This is a genomic window from Saccharothrix sp. S26 (assembly GCF_021390395.1).
GTDB lineage: Bacteria > Actinomycetota > Actinomycetes > Mycobacteriales > Pseudonocardiaceae > Actinosynnema.
Map to the genome: position 1 here is coordinate 217,470 of NZ_JAJUWT010000009.1, position 15,952 is coordinate 233,421.

General features: G+C 73.5%; 13 protein-coding genes. 3 read left to right on the forward strand and 10 right to left on the reverse strand.

Annotation, left to right across the window (positions count from 1 at the left end; translation table 11 throughout):
* Positions 1–355: 355 nt before the first annotated feature.
* Genes LZG04_RS16670 through LZG04_RS16680 form a run of 3 tightly spaced genes read left to right on the forward strand, consistent with a single transcriptional unit; the run spans position 356 to position 5,105 of the window.
* Complete coding sequence (locus LZG04_RS16670; RefSeq protein WP_233817917.1) at positions 356–2,245, forward strand: ABC transporter ATP-binding protein; 1,890 nt, start codon at positions 356–358, stop codon at positions 2,243–2,245.
* Positions 2,242–4,029 carry an ABC transporter ATP-binding protein gene (locus tag LZG04_RS16675; RefSeq protein ID WP_233817919.1) on the forward strand — a complete coding sequence of 596 codons (1,788 nt, stop codon included), beginning with the start codon at positions 2,242–2,244 and terminating at the stop codon, positions 4,027–4,029. Before LZG04_RS16670 ends, LZG04_RS16675 begins: the two co-directional genes overlap by 4 nt.
* Positions 4,026–5,105: an alpha-hydroxy acid oxidase gene (locus tag LZG04_RS16680; RefSeq protein WP_233817921.1), complete on the forward strand. Its 1,080-nt coding sequence runs from the start codon at positions 4,026–4,028 to the stop codon at positions 5,103–5,105. Before LZG04_RS16675 ends, LZG04_RS16680 begins: the two co-directional genes overlap by 4 nt.
* 3 nt (positions 5,106–5,108) lie before the next feature.
* On the opposite strand, the gene LZG04_RS16685 is transcribed toward LZG04_RS16680, so the two are convergent.
* The 10 genes from LZG04_RS16685 to LZG04_RS16730 form a co-directional block, all read right to left on the reverse strand.
* Positions 5,109–6,041: an alpha/beta hydrolase gene (locus LZG04_RS16685; protein ID WP_233817924.1), complete on the reverse strand. Its 933-nt coding sequence runs from the start codon at positions 6,039–6,041 to the stop codon at positions 5,109–5,111.
* On the reverse strand, positions 6,038–7,006 hold the full coding sequence (locus LZG04_RS16690) for an alpha-ketoacid dehydrogenase subunit beta (protein ID WP_233817926.1): 969 nt from the start codon (positions 7,004–7,006) through the stop codon (positions 6,038–6,040). The genes LZG04_RS16685 and LZG04_RS16690 overlap by 4 nt, the downstream gene beginning before the upstream one ends.
* A complete protein-coding gene (locus LZG04_RS16695; RefSeq protein WP_233817928.1) occupies positions 7,006–7,986 on the reverse strand; it encodes a thiamine pyrophosphate-dependent dehydrogenase E1 component subunit alpha in 981 nt (326 codons plus the stop codon). The genes LZG04_RS16690 and LZG04_RS16695 overlap by 1 nt, the downstream gene beginning before the upstream one ends.
* 5 nt (positions 7,987–7,991) lie before the next feature.
* Positions 7,992–8,891: a phytanoyl-CoA dioxygenase family protein gene (locus LZG04_RS16700; RefSeq protein ID WP_233817930.1), complete on the reverse strand. Its 900-nt coding sequence runs from the start codon at positions 8,889–8,891 to the stop codon at positions 7,992–7,994.
* Positions 8,892–8,902: 11 nt separating this feature from the next.
* Complete coding sequence (hppD, locus tag LZG04_RS16705) at positions 8,903–9,991, reverse strand: 4-hydroxyphenylpyruvate dioxygenase (RefSeq protein ID WP_233817932.1); 1,089 nt, start codon at positions 9,989–9,991, stop codon at positions 8,903–8,905.
* Positions 9,972–10,226, reverse strand: coding sequence for a hypothetical protein (locus LZG04_RS16710; RefSeq protein ID WP_233817934.1), 255 nt, complete (start codon positions 10,224–10,226; stop codon positions 9,972–9,974). Before LZG04_RS16710 ends, hppD begins: the two co-directional genes overlap by 20 nt.
* Positions 10,223–11,626 (reverse strand): class I adenylate-forming enzyme family protein, encoded by a 1,404-nt coding sequence (locus LZG04_RS16715; protein WP_233817936.1) that lies wholly within the window; start codon positions 11,624–11,626, stop codon positions 10,223–10,225. Before LZG04_RS16715 ends, LZG04_RS16710 begins: the two co-directional genes overlap by 4 nt.
* 88 nt (positions 11,627–11,714) lie before the next feature.
* A complete protein-coding gene (locus LZG04_RS16720) occupies positions 11,715–13,064 on the reverse strand; it encodes a PLP-dependent aminotransferase family protein (RefSeq protein WP_308199131.1) in 1,350 nt (449 codons plus the stop codon).
* Positions 13,061–14,263 (reverse strand): cytochrome P450, encoded by a 1,203-nt coding sequence (locus LZG04_RS16725; RefSeq protein ID WP_233817938.1) that lies wholly within the window; start codon positions 14,261–14,263, stop codon positions 13,061–13,063. Before LZG04_RS16725 ends, LZG04_RS16720 begins: the two co-directional genes overlap by 4 nt.
* The gene (locus LZG04_RS16730; RefSeq protein ID WP_233817940.1) at positions 14,260–15,951 is read right to left on the reverse strand and encodes a condensation domain-containing protein; all 1,692 of its coding nucleotides are present in this window, start codon (positions 15,949–15,951) and stop codon (positions 14,260–14,262) included. The genes LZG04_RS16725 and LZG04_RS16730 overlap by 4 nt, the downstream gene beginning before the upstream one ends.
* Position 15,952: the final 1 nt, after the last annotated feature.

Here is a 15,952-nt window from a genome sequence, read left to right on the forward strand (position 1 = left end):
CCTCACCCCATCGTGGCCGCTGCGCCGCCGCGCGTCGACTGCGGTGAGCCGATCCGTCGCGTTCACACCCGATCGCGCACCCATTCGACCACTGGGACCAATGGCCGAAAATGTTGCGCGACGCACTCGTGCGGGGTCGCGCAACGACTTCCTTGATGCTGCTCACGCCCGTGTGCTTTGATTCCTGGAGCCGAGGCGCCGGCACCCGTCACATCCGTGCACCGCCGTGTTTCCCGCTCATTCGACCCCGTTGCGGCGAAAGCGCGGCAATGCCCTTTCCGCCGATTCGGGAGCGCCATTGACGACCGGAACACCCGAGGTTCGCGGCACGTGGTCGCACTGGGTGGAGGAGGCGGTGCGACCGCGATTGCGGATCGTGCGGTTGATGCCGTCCGGCGGCATCGGCCTGATCGCTTTCCTGGCCGCCCTCAACGTCGTGCTCGGCCTGTTGCCGGTGGCGTTCGTGGTCGCGACGAGCGTGCTGGTGGGCGAGGTGCCCGCCGCGGTCGGCGGCGGGGTCGGCAGCGCGGCGTGGGACCGGCTCACCGCGATCTTCCTGCTGGCCGCCGCCGCGTTCCTGCTCACCCAGCTGCTCACCCCGGTGAACAACGCGGTGGGGCAGCGGTTGCGACGACGGGTGGACAGCGCGTTGCGCGACGAGGCGATGGCGTTGATGCTGCGCCCGGTCGGCATCGGCCCGTTGGAGGACCAGCGCACGCTGGACGAGCTGAGCGAGGCCGTGCGCGCGTTCGACCGGGAGTGGGGCACGCCGGGGCAGGCGTGCGTCGGCGTGCTCGGGTTGGTCGCGCGCTACACGCGCCTGCTGACCCTGGTCGTGGTCATCGGGCTCGCGATCGCCTGGCCGGCGGGGCTGGCGGTGGGCGCGGCGGTGCTGGCGTTCCGCTACGGCCAGCGCGGCGGGCTGCGCAAATACTCGCGGGTGTGGCGGCAGGTCGTGGGCAAGCAGCGCGAGGTCGCCTACCTGCACGAGGTCACGATGACCGACGTGGCGGCGAAGGAGATCCGGGTGTTCGGCCTCAGCGGCTGGCTGGCCGATCGCTACGTGGCGGCGTGGGAGGCCGTGCGCGACGCGTACGAACGGGCGCGCCGTCGCGTCTACCTCCGGCCGTACCTGGTGCTGACCTCGTTGGGCCTGCTGCTGGCGGGCGGCGCGATGGTGCACGCCGCCCAGCTCGCCGCGACCGGCCGGGTGGGCCTGACCGCGTTGGCGCTGGGCGTGCAGGCGGTCGCGCTGGCGATCGCGCTGGGCGGCTACTACCCCGAGGCCGACACCAGCACGCAGTACGCGATGCTCGCGTTGACCGCCTTGCAGCGGTTGCGCGACCGGTTGGGCGAACTGGACGCCCACCAACCGCCGCCCGGTCGCGCACCGGTGCCCGCGGGCACGCCGACCTCGGCGTTGACGTTCGACCACGTCGGCTTCCACTACCCCGGCTCGGACCGGACCGTGCTCGACGGCATCGAGCTGGTCCTGGCCGCCGGGCGCTGCACGGCCGTGGTCGGCGTGAACGGCGCGGGCAAGACGACCTTGGTGAAGCTGCTGGCGCGGCTGTACGAGCCGACCTCGGGCGCGGTGCGCGCCGACGGCGTGGACATCGCCGAGTTCGACCCGGTGCGGTGGCGCCGCCAGGTCGGGGTGATCTTCCAGGACTTCGTGCGCTACGAGCTGACCGCGGCGGAGAACATCGCGCTCGGCGCGCCGCACGTGCCGGTCGACCGGGACGCGGTGCTGCGCGCCGCCGAACGCGCCGGGATCGCCGAAGCGCTGCTCGCCCTGCCCGACGGGCTGGACACGCCGCTGTCGCGCGCCTACCCCGGCGGCACGGACCTGTCCGGCGGCCAGTGGCAGCGGGTCGCCATCGCCCGCGCGCTCTACGCGCTGGCGGCGGGCGCCACGGTGCTGGTGCTGGACGAGCCGACCGCGGCGCTGGACGTGCGCGCCGAGGTCGCGTTCTTCGACCGGTTCGTGGAGCTGACGCGCGGTGTCACGTCGCTGCTCATCTCGCACCGGTTCTCCAGCGTCCGCCGCGCGGACCACATCGTGGTGGTGGACGGCGGGCGCGTGGTGGAGCGCGGCTCGCACGACGAGCTGATCGCGGCGGGCGGGCACTACGCGCGGCTGTTCGCGTTGCAGGCGCAGCGGTTCGCGCACGGGCTGGACGCCGAGGGCGACGGCGTGGTGGACGACGACGCGGTGGACGCGACACGGGAGGTCAGCCGGTGATCGAGATCGTCCGCGGCGGCTGGGAGCTGTTCGTCATCGCCTGGCAGGAGAGCCGCTACCGGCTGGCGCTGTCGGTCGTGCTCATGATCGCCCAGGCCGCCGCGATGCCGCTGGCCGCGCCCGCGCTGGCCGCGTTGACCGACTCGGCGCTGGCCGGTGACGTCCGGGGCGCGAGCGTCGCCGCGGTGTTCGTCGTGGTCGCGGTGATCGCGGCGCTGACCGCCGGCCACTTCGCGCACATCTTCTACTTCGAGCTGGGCGACCGGGCCGTGCCGCGCCTGGAGCGCGAGCTGATCGAGATGACCAACGGCTCGCCCGGGCTGGAGCACCACGAACGGCCCGAGTACGCAGACAAGCTGCAAGTGCTGCGCCAGGAGCTGCACCGGGCCGCGTGGGGTTCGATGGAGTCCCTGCTCAACAGCCTGGGCCTGCTCGTCGCCATCTCGATCACCGCGGTCCTGCTGGCCCGGCTCAACCCGCTGCTGTTGCTGCTGCCGCTGGCCGCGGTGCCTCCGCTGCTGCTGGGGCGGCGGGCGGAGACGATCGTGAACGCCGCCCGCGAGCGGTCCGCGCCGCCGTCACGGCACGCCAAGCACCTGTTCGGCCTGGCGGCGAGCCCCGCGTCGGCCAAGGAGCTGCGCGTCAGCGGGCTGGAGTCGGAGATGCGGTCGCGCCAGCGGCGTGCCTGGGACGACGCGTCGGACGAGCTGTGGCACGGCGAGCGGCGCGCGGTGCTGCTGCGCGCCGCCGGTCAGCTGTTGTTCGCCGTGGCCTACGTGCTGGGCACGCTGCTGGTGCTGCGCGACGCCGTGGCGGGCAGCCGCAGCGTCGGCGACGTGCTGCTCGTGCTCACCCTGGCCTCCCAGGTGAACCAGCAGGTGACCTCGGCCGTGACCGCGTTGCAGGAGATGCAGCGCACCGGGCGGGTGATGGCGAACCTGCGCTGGATCCGCGGGCTGCTGGCTCGGCAGGCCCCGCCGCCGCCCGACCGGGACGTGCCCGAGCGCCTGCGGCACGGCATCGAGCTGCGCGGCGTCTCGTTCACCTACCCCGGCACGGACCGGCCGGTGATCGCCGACGTCGACCTGACCCTGCCCGCGGGCGGCACGGTCGCGTTCGTCGGCGAGAACGGCGCCGGGAAGACGACCCTGGTCAAGCTGCTGTGCCGGTTCTACCCGGCCACCACCGGCGTGATCACCCTCGACGGCGCGGACCTCACGCGGTTCCCGGTGGACGCCTGGCGCAGCCGCATCGCGGCCGGGTTCCAGGACTTCGCCCGCTTCGAGCTGCTGGCCCGGGAGAGCGTCGGCGTCGGCGAGCTGGCCGACGTCGGGTCGCCGGACGCCGTGCGCGCCGCGTTGCACCGGGCCCGCGCCGAGGACGTGCTGGACCGCCTCGAGGACGGCATGGAGACCCAGCTCGGCAAGTCCTACGCCGACGGCGCGGAGCTGTCCGGCGGCCAGTGGCAGAAGCTCGCGCTCGGCCGCGCCATGATGCGCGCGGAGCCGCTGCTGCTCGTGCTGGACGAACCCACCTCGGCGCTGGACGCCCAGGCCGAGCACCGGTTGTTCGAGCGGTACGCGGCCGGCGCGCGGGAGGTCGGCAGGCGCACCGGCGCGATCACCGTGCTGGTCTCGCACCGGTTCTCCACGGTCCGGATGGCCGACCTGATCGTCGTGGTGGCCGACGGGCGGGTGCGGGAGCACGGTTCGCACGAGGAGCTGATGGCCGCCGACGGCCTGTACGCCGAGCTGTACGCGATGCAAGCGGCGGCCTACGCGTGAGCGGGTCGTTGCCCGGCGTGTGGTCGGTGGCCGACGTGGAGCGGCTGGCCGCCGAGCGGTTGGCCCCGGACGTGTGGGACTACATCGCGGGGGGCAGCGGCGACGAGGTGACGCTGGCGGCCAACCGGGCCGCGTTCGACCGGGTCGCCGTCGTGCCGCGCAGCCTGGTGGACGTCTCCGCCTGCGACACCGGGTGCGACCTGTTCGGCGTCCGCTCGGCGCTGCCCCTGGCCGTCGCGCCGATGGCCTACCAGCGGTTGGTCCACGACGGCGGTGAGCTCGCCGCCGCGTCCGCCGCCGCGGCGGCCGGTGTCCCGTACGTGGTGAGCACGCTGAGCTCCGAGCCGATCGAGGACGTGGCGGGCGTGGGCGGCACGACGTGGTTCCAGCTGTACTGGCTGCGGGACCGGGAGGTGGTCGGGGCCCTGCTGCGCCGGGCGGAGGACGCGGGGTGCCGCGCGGTCGTGCTCACCGTGGACGTGCCGGTGCTCGGCAGGCGGCTGCGGGACCTGCGCAACGGGTTCGCCCTGCCGTCCTGGGTCAAGCCGGTGAACACCGACGGCGACGTGGGCGAGCGCGTGCCCGGCGACTCGGTGATCGCCCGGCACACCAGCGCGGTGTTCGACCCGTCGTTGAGCTGGCGCGACCTGGCGTGGGTCCGGGCCCGCACCCGGCTCCCGCTGGTGGTCAAGGGAATTCTGGACCCGGCGGACGCGGCGCGGGCCGTCGACCTCGGCGCGGACGGCGTGGTCGTGTCCAACCACGGCGGGCGGCAGCTCGACGGCGCGGTGCCCAGCGTGGTCGCGCTGCCCGAGGTGGTCGCCGCGGTGGGCGGTCGGTGCCCGGTGCTGCTGGACAGCGGTGTGCGCACCGGGGTGGACGTGCTGCGGGCGCTGGCGCTCGGCGCGGCGGCGGTGCTGGTCGGCAGGCCGGTGCTGTGGGGTCTGGGCGCGGGCGGCGAGCCCGGTGTGACGGCGGTGCTCGACGTGCTGCGCGAGGAGTTCGGGACGGCGATGCGGTTGGCGGGGTGCCCGGACGTGGCGTCGGTGCGCGGCCTCACCGCGTCGGTGCGGTGAGGCTCACCGGGTGAACCGCTCGCGCAGGAAGGCCGCGACCTCGGCCCGTGCCTCGCGGGCCGCGTCCACCACGCCCGACATGGCGAAGAAGCCGTGCGCCACCCCGGTGTAGCGGGTCGCGACCACGGGCACGCCGGCCTCGCGCAGGCGTTCGGCGTACCGCTCCCCCTCGTCGCGCAACGGGTCGCGCTCGGCCGTGATCACGAGCGCCGGCGGCAGGCCCGACAGGTCCTCGGCCAGCAGCGGTGACGCCAACGGGTCGCGGCCGTCGGCGGGGTCGGCCAGGTAGTGACCCCAGTACCAGGCGACGGACCGCCGGTTGAACGCCGCCGGGTCGTCGTTCTCCCGCATGGACGCGGTGTCGCCGCGGTGGTCGGTGTTGGGGTAGACCAGCACCTGGGCGACCAGCCCGCGCCCGCGGCGGTCGAGGGCCACGACCGCGGCGAGGTTGCCGCCCGCGCTGTCACCGGCCACGGCGATCCGGTCGGGGTCGACGCCGAGGTCGGCGGCGTGCTCGGCGATCCACGTCACGGCCGTGCGGCAGTCGTCGACGGCGGCCGGGAACTTGTGCTCCGGCGCGAGGCGGTAGCCGACGGTGATCACCTGGCAGGGCACCGCGTTGGCCAGGGCGCGGCAGATCTCGTCGGAGGTCTCGACGCTGCCCAGCGCCCACCCGCCGCCGAAGAAGTAGACGACGGTGGGCAGCGGCTCGGCGGTGTCGACCGGCCGGTAGACCCGGACCGGCAGGTCGCCGCCCGGTCCGGGCAGGCTCCGGTCGCTGACGTGCCGCACCGGCTCCCCCGCGCCGGCCGCCGCGCGGATCGCCGCGAGGTCGGCCGCCCGGGCTTGTTCCACCGACATCGTGTAGAGCGGTCGGACGACGTCCTCCGGTGACGGCGGTCGCGGGTCGAGCGGCATGCGGACCTCCCCGGTCACTGCTTGAGCACCTTCGTGATCGCGGCCGCCAGCTGGGCGCGATCGGGTTGCACCGCGTGGTCCAGCGCCAGGGCGAACGGCACCACGGCGCCGTCCGGCCTGGTCACCCGCACGGGCGGGGAGACCAGGTCGAACCGCTCGGCCGCGGTGGCGACGACCTCGGCGGCGAGGCCGCACATGCGGTTGGAGTCGTCCACCACGACCAGCCGGCCGGTCCTCGCCACCGAGGCGGCCAGCCCGTCCCAGTCGAACGGGTACACCGTGCGCGGGTCGAAGACCTCGACCGACACCTCGTCGGCCAGCTCCTCGGCGACCGCCAGCGCGTCGTGCACGAGGTGCCCGATCGCGACGACCGTGACGTCCTGGCCCTCCCGGTGCACCCGCCCCACGCCCAGCGGCACCGGGCCCAGCCCTTCGTGGTCGACGTCGACGCGCTTGCCCAGTGCCGCGGCGGGGGCGAACACCACCACCGGGTCGTCGTCGCGGATGGCGCTGGTCAGCAGGCCGTAGGCGTCCTCGGGCGTGGCCGGGACCGCCGTCTTCACCCCGGCGTGGGCGAACAGGGCGTACGGGTGGTCGGAGTGCTGCCCGGCCCACCCCGTCTTCGACCCCGAGCCGGGCACCAGGTAGGTCACCGGCACGCGGGCCTGGCCGCCGGTCATCAGCGAGAACTTGTGCGCCTGGTTGACGATCTGCTCGAACGCGAGGTACAGCAGCGCCGGTATCTGGAACTCGATCACCGGCCGCCGACCGCTCAGCGCCGCGCCCGTGGCGAAGCTGGTGAACGCCTGCTCCGACAACGGGGTGTCCAGCACCCGGTCCGGCCCGAACCGCTTGAACAGCCCGGCGGTCACGTTCGAGACCGCCACGCGGACGTCCTCGCCGAGCACGAACACCGCCGGGTCGCGGGCCAGCTCGTCGCCCAGCGCCCGGTTGAGCGCCTTCTGGTAGGACAGCCAGGGCATCAGCCACCACCGCCCGGACGGGCGCGCATCCCGGTGGCGTAGAGGTGGTCGAGCGCACCGACCGGGTCCGGGTGCGGGCTGCCGAGCGCGAACGCGACGGCCGCGTCCACAGTGTACTCGACTTCCGCGTCGACCCGCTCGCGGTCCTCATCGGACAGCCGGTCGCCCTGGATCGTCACCGGATCCCTCTCGCGTCCACTGCGGACCTCGTCGTCGGCGCGGTAGCGCACCCGCGCCTTGTGCTCCCACGTGTGGTGCGCGTCGAACCGGTAGGTCAGGCACTCGACCAGCGACGGCCCGCCGCCCGCACGGGCCCGGTCCACCGCCTCGCGCGCCGCGTCGAGCACCGCCCGCGGGTCCATCCCGTCCACCGTCGCCGACGGGATGCCGAACGCCGCGCCGCGTCCGGTGATCGTGCCCGCCACCGCGTCGGAGACGGTCAGGGTCGTCGCGTAACCGTTGTTCTCGCAGACGAACAGCACCGGCAGCCGCCACAGGGCGGCGAGGTTCAACGCTTCCAGCAGCACGCCCTGGTTGACCGCGCCGTCGCCGAAGAAGCTCACCGCGACCCGGTCGCCGCCCTCCTGCCGAGCCGCCCAGGCCGCGCCCGCGGCGATCGCGCCGTTCGCGCCGACGATCGCGTTCGCGCCCAGGATGCCCAGCGCGAAGTCCGCCGCGTGCATCGACCCGCCGCGGCCCCGGTTGAGCCCCGTGGCGCGGCCGGCCAGTTCGGCGAGCGTGCGGCCGGGGTCCGCGCCCTTGGCGAGCACGTGACCGTGCCCCCGGTGGGTGCTGGTGATCACGTCGTCCACGCGCAGCGCCGCGCACACCCCGGCGGCGATCGCCTCCTGGCCGGTGTAGGGGTGGATGCCGCCGACGATGTCGCCGGAGCGGACGAGCTCGACCGCCCGCTCCTCGAACCGGCGGATCAGTCGCACCGTCCGGTACAGGCCCACGTCGGAGCCGGGCGCGTGTGCCACCGCGGTCAGGAGCGCCACACCGGCGGGCAGAACTCCGGGTCGGCGTAGTCCGGTTTGCCGTCCGGGGTGCGGCGCACCAGGAAGTCGTGGTTGTAGAAGGCGAGGTCGCCGTCGGACAGGGGGAACTCGCGGTAGGCGTTGTCGCCGTCCTGCAGGTGCAGCGAGATCGCCTGGCGCGGCCGGGTGGAGCGGTTCGGCCCGCTGCCGTGGTAGGTCCGGCAGTGGTGGAAGCTCATGTGCCCCTTGGGGATGATCATCGGGATCTTCGTGACCCGGGTGCCGTTGTGCGCCGCGTTGACCTCGAGCAGGTTCTCCAGGTGGTCGCGGTCGCGCTCGGCGAAGTGCTTGGTGGCGCTGTCGTCGGAGCCGACTTCCTCCCACAGGTGGCTGCCGTCGACCATCGTGATCGTGCCCAGCTCCTCGTCGCAGTCGTGGAACGGGATGAACGCGGTGAGCATCCGGTCCGACGAGGACGATGACCAGTAGTGCTTGTCGAAGTGCCAGGGCACGACGTTGGACGGCTCCTCGGCGATCGGCGGCTTGTAGATCAGGGTCGACTGGAACACCCGGATCTCGGCGGCCTGCGCCAGCCGGGCGGCCACCGCGCCGATCAACGGCTTGAGCAGCGCCTTGGCGATCCCGTCGCTCTCGTAGTGCACGTAGTCGTTGTGGCGCTGGACGTTGCCGTGCTCGGGCGTCCAGTAGGCCAGCCGGGGCGGGCGCGTCGGCAGCCGCCTGCTGCGCTCCCCCGCGTAGTAGCGGTCGACCGCCGCGGTCAGCTCGTCGACCTCGCTGTCGGAGAACAGCTTCTTCGACAGGTACCAGCCGTGCTCGGCGAAGAACCGGACGTCGTCGTCGGACGGGAGCAGGGCGCGTTCCTGCTCGGTCAGCGTGAACTCGTTCACCGCGGTCTCCCTCACGTGGCCGTCGTGCCGGACAGTTCGCCCTGCTTCGCCTCGTACAGCGCCTTGATGTTCCCGCTGCCGAAGGTCAACGCGCCCCGCCGCTCGATGATCTCCAGGAACAGCGTGCGGCGCACGTGCATGGACTCGGTGAAGATCTGGAGCAGCTGACCCCAGTGGTCGCGGTCGACCAGCACGCCGAGCCGGCGCAGCTCGTCCAGCGGCGCGTCCAGGTGGCCCACGCGGTCCTCGAGCGTGTCGTAGTAGGCGCCGGGCGTGCCGAGGAACCGCACGCCCATGTCGCCGAGCGTGCTCACCGCCTTGACGATGTCGTCGGTGCCGAACGCGACGTGCTGCACGCCCGCGCCCGCGTGCCAGGTCAGGAAGTTGTCGATCTGGCCGGGTTGGCGGTCGGGGTCGGGCTCGATCAACGTGTAGGTGACGTGCCCGGACGGGCTCTGCACCACCTTCGAGAACATGCCCTGCCCGCCGACCTCGACGTACTCCTCGAAGATCTGCTCGAACCCGAACACCTCGACGTAGTAGCGGGCGGTCGGGGCGAGGCCGCCGACCGGCACGCAGATCGCCAGGTGGTCGATCGCGCGCAGCAGCTTGCCGTCGGTGCCCGGCCCGGGCTCGGTCACCTCGATCGCGCCGGGCAGGAACTCGCGCGGCGAGCCGTGCCGCTCGACCAGCCGGTGCGTCACGTCGGAGAACCCGGACACCTCGGCCACGACCACCCGCGCGTCCGTCGCGCCGGGCGCCGACGACACGTGCTCGCGGGGCGGCGACACCGGTTGGGCGCCGCGTTCGGTGAGGGTCCGGTAGGCGGCCGCGGCGTCGTCCACGCCGATGCCGACGACGGCCACGCCGTCGCCGTGGCGGCGCACGTACTCGGTCGCCGGGTGGTCGGGGACCAGGCCGGTGGTCAGGACGACCTGGATGTCGCCCTGCCGCAGCAGCAACGAGCGCCGCCCGGCGAGCCCGGTCTCGGGACCGCCCTGGCCGCACACCTCGAACCCGAAGGCCGTGCAGAGGTAGAACGCGGTCTGCCTCGCGTCACCGACGTACATCTCGATGTGGTCAATCCCGGAAATGTTCATCAGGCATCCCGATCACTTCCCGGAGCACGTCAGCGGCTCCCGAGACGGTGGTCATGCGGCCGTACTGGCCGCTGTCGAGTTCCATGCGCACGCCGTAGCGCTGTTCCACCTGGTGCACCAGCCAGGCCAGTTCCATCGACTCGATCAGCTCGGGGACGTCGTGCGCCGGTCGCCCGTCGAGGCTCGCGAGCATCGCCAGGATGTCGTCCCGGTCCGGTGGGTTCTCGGCGCTCACCGCGCCACCGCCTGGCGCAGCACCGAGCGGTCGCGGACCAGCTTGCCGGTGGTGGTGCGCGGCAACGCGTCGAGGACGTGCAGGCGGCGTGGTCTCTTGTAGGCGGCCAGCCGCGTGGCCAGGGCCGCTTGGACCGACGCCGCCGTCGCGGGCGCGTCGAGCTGGGCGTAGGCCGTGATGACGTCGTCGTGCAGCACGACGGCCGCCACCACGCCGGGCAGTTCGGCCAGCGTCGCCTCGACCTCGGTCAGGTCGACCTTCAGGCCGCCGACCGACACCTGGGAGTCGAGGCGCCCCTTGACGGTGACCAGCCCGGTGGCCGGGTCCACCGTGCCCGCGTCCCTCGTGCGCAGCCAGCCGTCCGCCCACCGGTCCGGGTCGGACAGGCCGACGTACGGCGACTCGGGCCGGCTCACGAGCAGCTCGCCGTCGCGTTCGACCACCGCCAGGCCGGGGGCCGGGGTGAGCGCGGGCCGGTGCTCGCCGAACAGGTCGGTGGCGATCACGCCGACCTCGGTCATGCCCCACATGTTGCCCAGCGGCACGCCGTACTTGCCGGTGAAGGCGGCGGCGGTCGCAGCGGGGACAGCCTCGCCGCCGGTGGTCATCCGCTTGAGCTGCGGCAGGGTCGGCGGGTCCACGACGGAGGCGAGCAGTCCGATGTGGAACGGCACGCCGAGCACGGTCGCCGGGGTGGGCTCGGCCGCGACCGCGTCCAGGACGCTGTCGCCGGTGAGCCGGTCGGGCGGTCTGATCTGCACGCCGGCGTGCAGGCCGTACAGCAGCGCGCCCACCAGGCCCAGCACGTGCACCATCGAGGCCAGCACCACGATCCGCTCGCCCGGCAGCGGCACGCCGTCGATCCGGGTGTACCGCTCGACCTCGGCGACCAGGTCGGCGGCGGTGCGGCCGATCACCTTGGACGGTCCGGTGGAGCCGGAGCTGAACTGGATCACGGCGTGCGGCGTCGCGGCCGGTCGGCCGTCGCGCGCCGTCACCTGCTCCTCCACCTCGGCGAACGCGCTGAGCGGGCCGCTGGTGACCCGTCCGGGTTCGACCACGACCTGCGGCGCGAGCCTGCGCAGCGCCAGGTCGACCTCGAACGCGGTGAGCCGGTGGTCGAGCAGGCTCACCTGGGCCCCGATGCGCCACCCGGCGAGCAGGTTCGCCACGTACGCCGTCGACGGTGGCAGCCGCAGCGCGAGCGAGCCGCCCGCGCGCAGTCCCGCCTCCGCAAGGCGCGCCTGCCGGTGCGCGACCATCCGACGCAGCGCGGCCCGGTCGATCGGCCCGCCCGAGTGCAGGCAGACCTCGTCGCCCGCGCCGCGGAGCAGGATCTCGTCGACCCATTCGGGACTCGTTGCCAGGGCGAACCCGGTCGACGCCAGGCCTTTTGTCATCAGGTCTCCCGCCTGGTCGCGCACATTTCTCGAAACAGTTGCGCAACAGTTTCCGCTCAGTCGCGGAACGAGTGGATGAAATCGTACTTCACGGCTCGCCGGGAGCACCATCGGCCAATCGGCCGCGACCGGTGCCGGTGGCCGAACGCCGATCATTGATCAATTTCCGCAGCCGGTCCAGGCCGAGGTCGATCTGCGCACCGGAAACGGCGCTGCAGGAAAGGCGCAACGATCGGACATCGGTGACCGAGTCGTAGAAATGTCCCATTGGCGTCCACAGGACGCCGTAGTCGCGCGCGGAGCGTTCCAGGAGCCGGTCGTCCACCGCGAACCCGACGGTGACCACGACGAAGAACCCGCCCGCGGGCACGGTCCACGTGACGTCCGGATCCCGCGGGAAGCGCTCGGCCAGGCCGTCCACGATGCGCCGCAGGTTGCCCGCGTAGAGCGCCCGTTCGCGCGCGTTCGCGGTGGCGAGGCGGCAGCCGTGCGCCAGGAGCCTGCCGCCGACGACGGCCTGCGCGATCGGCGAGGTGTTCACCGTCAGCATGCTCTTGATCTTCGAGAGCTGGTCGGCGAACAGGCCCACCGCGCCGTCGGCGGCGGCCACCCGCTGGTCGGCGAGCACGTAGCCGACACGTGCGCCGGGCAACACGGTCTTGGCGAAAGAGCCCAGGTAGACGACGCGTCGTCGCCGGTCCAGGGCCTTGAGCGTCGGCACGCGGTCGGAGTCGCCGTGGAACAGGCCGTACGGGTTGTCCTCGAGCAGCAGGACGTCCTCGGCCTCGGCGACCTCCAGCAGCCGTCGCCTGGTCTCCAGGTCCATGCTCAGGCCGGACGGGTTGGCGAAGTCCGGCATCACGTAGCAGGCGCGCGGCCGGCGGCCGGCCGCGCGTTCCCGGCGGATCACGGCCACCAGGTCGTCGAGGTCGATCCCGTGCTCGCCGGTGCGCACCGGGCGCACCGGCAGGTCGACCAGCCGCGCCGCGCCGGTCAGCCCGACGTAGGTCGGCGACACGGCCAGCAGCACGTCGCGCTCGTCGGCCCGCAGCGCGCGCAGGACGAGGAACATCGCTTCCTGGCAGCCCGCGGTGACGACGACCGATTCCGGGTCGACCGCGATGCCCTCGTCCAGGAGCACATTCTTCGCGACCAGTTCGTGGATGATGCCCTTGGTCCGACCGTACTGCAATACGGTGCGCCGCACCTGTTCCCCGGTCTGGCCGAGTTCGTCCGCGAGATATCGGCAGAACGCATCCAGATATCGGGGCACGTCGGCCAGGTCGAAGAACTCCTCACTGGGCCTGCCGGCGGCCAGCGGTATCGCGTCCGGATAGCGGATCGCGACCTCGTTGAGGAAATTCATCGAGTTGAGCGCCGGGTCTTCCAGCGCACCGAACAGCGTGCCGGTGGCCAGGTCGGCGTCGTGGTCGTTCACCGGAACCGGACTTCCAGGCGGTCGTGGCCGCGGAGCATGAAGTGGTGGCGCGGGCCCGGCGGGGCGGCGAGGGCGGGGAACGGGAACCGGGCGACGAGGCGGGACAGCGCGATCCGGCCCTCCGCCCGGCCCAGGGCCGCGCCGACGCAGAAGTGCGGCCCGGCGCTGAACGCGTAGTGGTGGTTGTCGGTGCGCGAGGGGTCGAACCGGTCGGGGTCGGCGAACCGACTCGGGTCGCGGTTGGCGGCGGCGGTGAGGATGAGGACCGTGCGACCGCGCGGCACCTCCACGCCCTCGACCTCGGTGTCCTTCGTCGCGTAGCGGATCGCGAAGTGGACCGGCGGGTCGAAGCGCAGGACCTCTTCGACGCACGACGACGCGGTGGCGGGATCGGCGCGCAGGGCGTCGAGCGCGTCGGGGTGCGTGAGCAGCAGGTGCAGGCCGTTGCCGAGCAGGTTCGCCGTGGTGCGGAACCCGGCGTTGAACACCACGACCAGGTTGGCCAGCAGCACGGGTTCGCTCAGCGCGTCGGACGCGGCCAGCACGGAGATCAGGTCGTCCTCGGGTGCGGCACGGCGGGCGGCGACCAGACCGGCGAAGTAGGACGTCAGCTCCTCGGCTGCGGTGTCCGCGGCGCGCAGCTCGCGGAGGCTGCGCTGGCCCAGTTCGAGGATGGCGTCGAAGGTCCTGACCCGGTCGGGGAACGCGGCCCGGTCCCGCTCCGGGACGCCCAGCACCTCGCCGATGACGTCGCTGGGCAGGCGCAGCGCGAACCGGGTCATGAAGTCCACCGGCGCCCCGCCCGCGTCGGCGAGCCGGTCCAGCAGGTGGTCGGTGATGCGGGTGATCATCGGTTCCAACGCGGACACGCGGGTGGAGCCGAACGCCTGGCCGAACACGCGCCGGGTGCGGGCGAGGTGGTCGCCGCTGTCGTTGAACAGCGAGTGCTGCATCGTCCGCACGGCCGGGTGCGCCCGCCACCGGGTGCTGCCGCGGTCGAGGTACTCGGCGTCGAGCACGTGGAAGTCGGGGTCGCGCAGGACCCGGCCGACCGCCGCGTGGCCGTGCACGATCGCCGCGTGCTTGCTGCCGTGCGGCAGCCCCACCACGGGTCCGTGCTCGTGCAGCCGGGCGTAGACCGGGTACGGGTCGCGGCGGCCGTCCTCGCTGAGCAGCTCACCCAGCCACGTCGTGCTCACCGCTGGTCCCCTCCCCCGGTCCGCCGGCGGTCCCGCGCCGCCATGACCGCGTGCAGCAGGTCGTCCAGCTCGTCGTCGGACAGCCCCGCCAACCCGGCTTCGACGTCGGGCGCGAGCTGCGCCGCCACGACCTCGGCGAGGGCCGCGACGGTGGGCGAGGTGAAGATCCGGTCCAACGGCAGCGTGACGCCGTAGGTCTCGGCGACCCGGGCGGCGAACCGCACCGCGGTCAACGACCCACCGCCGAGGCCGAACAGGTTGTCGTGCACCCCGACCGGCCCGGAAGCGTGGACCAGCTCGGCCCACATCAACGCCATGGTCCGCTCGATCTCCACCTGCGTGGGCAAGCCGCCGGCAGCCGGATCGGGAACGGAAGTCCGCACGAACCCGCGATCGGCAGCCCCGCCGTCCGCGGCCGGTTCCGAAGCGGTCGACCGCGCGAACCCGCCACTCGCAGGTTCGACCCGATCCCCGGCCGGTCCCGCGGCGGCCTGCCGCACGAGCCCTCGCCCCACCGGCCCGACCCGATCCGCGGCCGGTCCCGTCGTCGGCGCGGCAGGCGGTGGGGGCAGGGTGCGGGCCGGGGTCAGGTCGGCGTGCTCCAAGGTGGCCACCAGTGACGTCAGCAGCCAGTCGGCGACGTGCGGCGCGACGCGGTGCACCAGGGTCAGCTCGCCGCCCTCTCCCCTGATCAGGTCGAGGTCGGCCGCGGTGCTCGGGAAGCGCACGGCTCGGCTGCGCACCCCGGGCAGCTCCGGCACCGGCGTCACGGGCGGCTCGGGGGTGAACCTCACCGCGTGGCCGGGCAGGTGCGCACCGAGCCCTTCGGCGAGCACGTCGAGCGGCACCTCGTCGTGCGCCAGGGCGGTCGCCATGGCGTCCCCCGCCCGGGCCACCAGCTCGGCGAACGTCGGCGAGCCCGCCGGCGACACCCGGACGGGCACCACGTCGGCGAACGGGCCGACGACGGGCTCCAGCTCCACCCGGATGCGCCCGCTCACCGGCACGCCCACCACGACGTCCGCCTGCCCGCCGTACCACGACAGCACCACCGCGTACCCGGCCAGCACCGCCGCGGCCGAGGGCGCGCCCGGCACGACCGCCGAGACCGACGCGACCGGCCCGCCGGCGAAGGACGGCATCGCGGGCACGTCCGGGAACACCTCGCGCCAGTGGCCCAGCCGGCGGTCCAGCTCCTCGCCGCGCAACCGTTCCCGCTGCCACACCGCGTAGTCCCCGTAGTCCATCCACGGCGAGGTGACCACGTCACCGCGGTAAGCCGCCGACAGCTCGGCGAGCACGATCCCCAGCGCCCCGCCATCGGCCACCACCGGGTGCGCCACCAGCACGAACAGCGCCAGCTCCGCGCGCACCCGGATCAGCGCGACCCGCACCAGCGGCGGGTGTTCCAGGTCGAACGGCCGCGCGACGAGGTCGGCGGCGACCGCTTCCGCCCGGGCCACGTCGTCGGGAACGGCGATGTGCTCGACCACCACACCACCCACCGGCGACACGACCTGCTCGGCGGCGACGATCCCCGTCCGCAGGACCGCGTGCCGGGCCACCACGTCGTCCACGGCGCGTTGCAGCGCCACCGGGTCCACCGGCCCGTCGAGCCACGCCGCGACCGCCAGGCGCGACGACGACGCCAGGAACCGCCGCTGCGCGAACGACAACGGATACCGCACG

Coding starts and splice junctions, on each gene's coding strand:
- LZG04_RS16690 (WP_233817926.1), bottom strand. CDS start 7,006: ATGCCCTGGCTGTCCTACCAGAAGGCGCTCAACCGGGCGCTGGGCGAC.
- hppD (WP_233817932.1), bottom strand. CDS start 9,991: ATGAACATTTCCGGGATTGACCACATCGAGATGTACGTCGGTGACGCG.
- LZG04_RS16715 (WP_233817936.1), bottom strand. CDS start 11,626: ATGACAAAAGGCCTGGCGTCGACCGGGTTCGCCCTGGCAACGAGTCCC.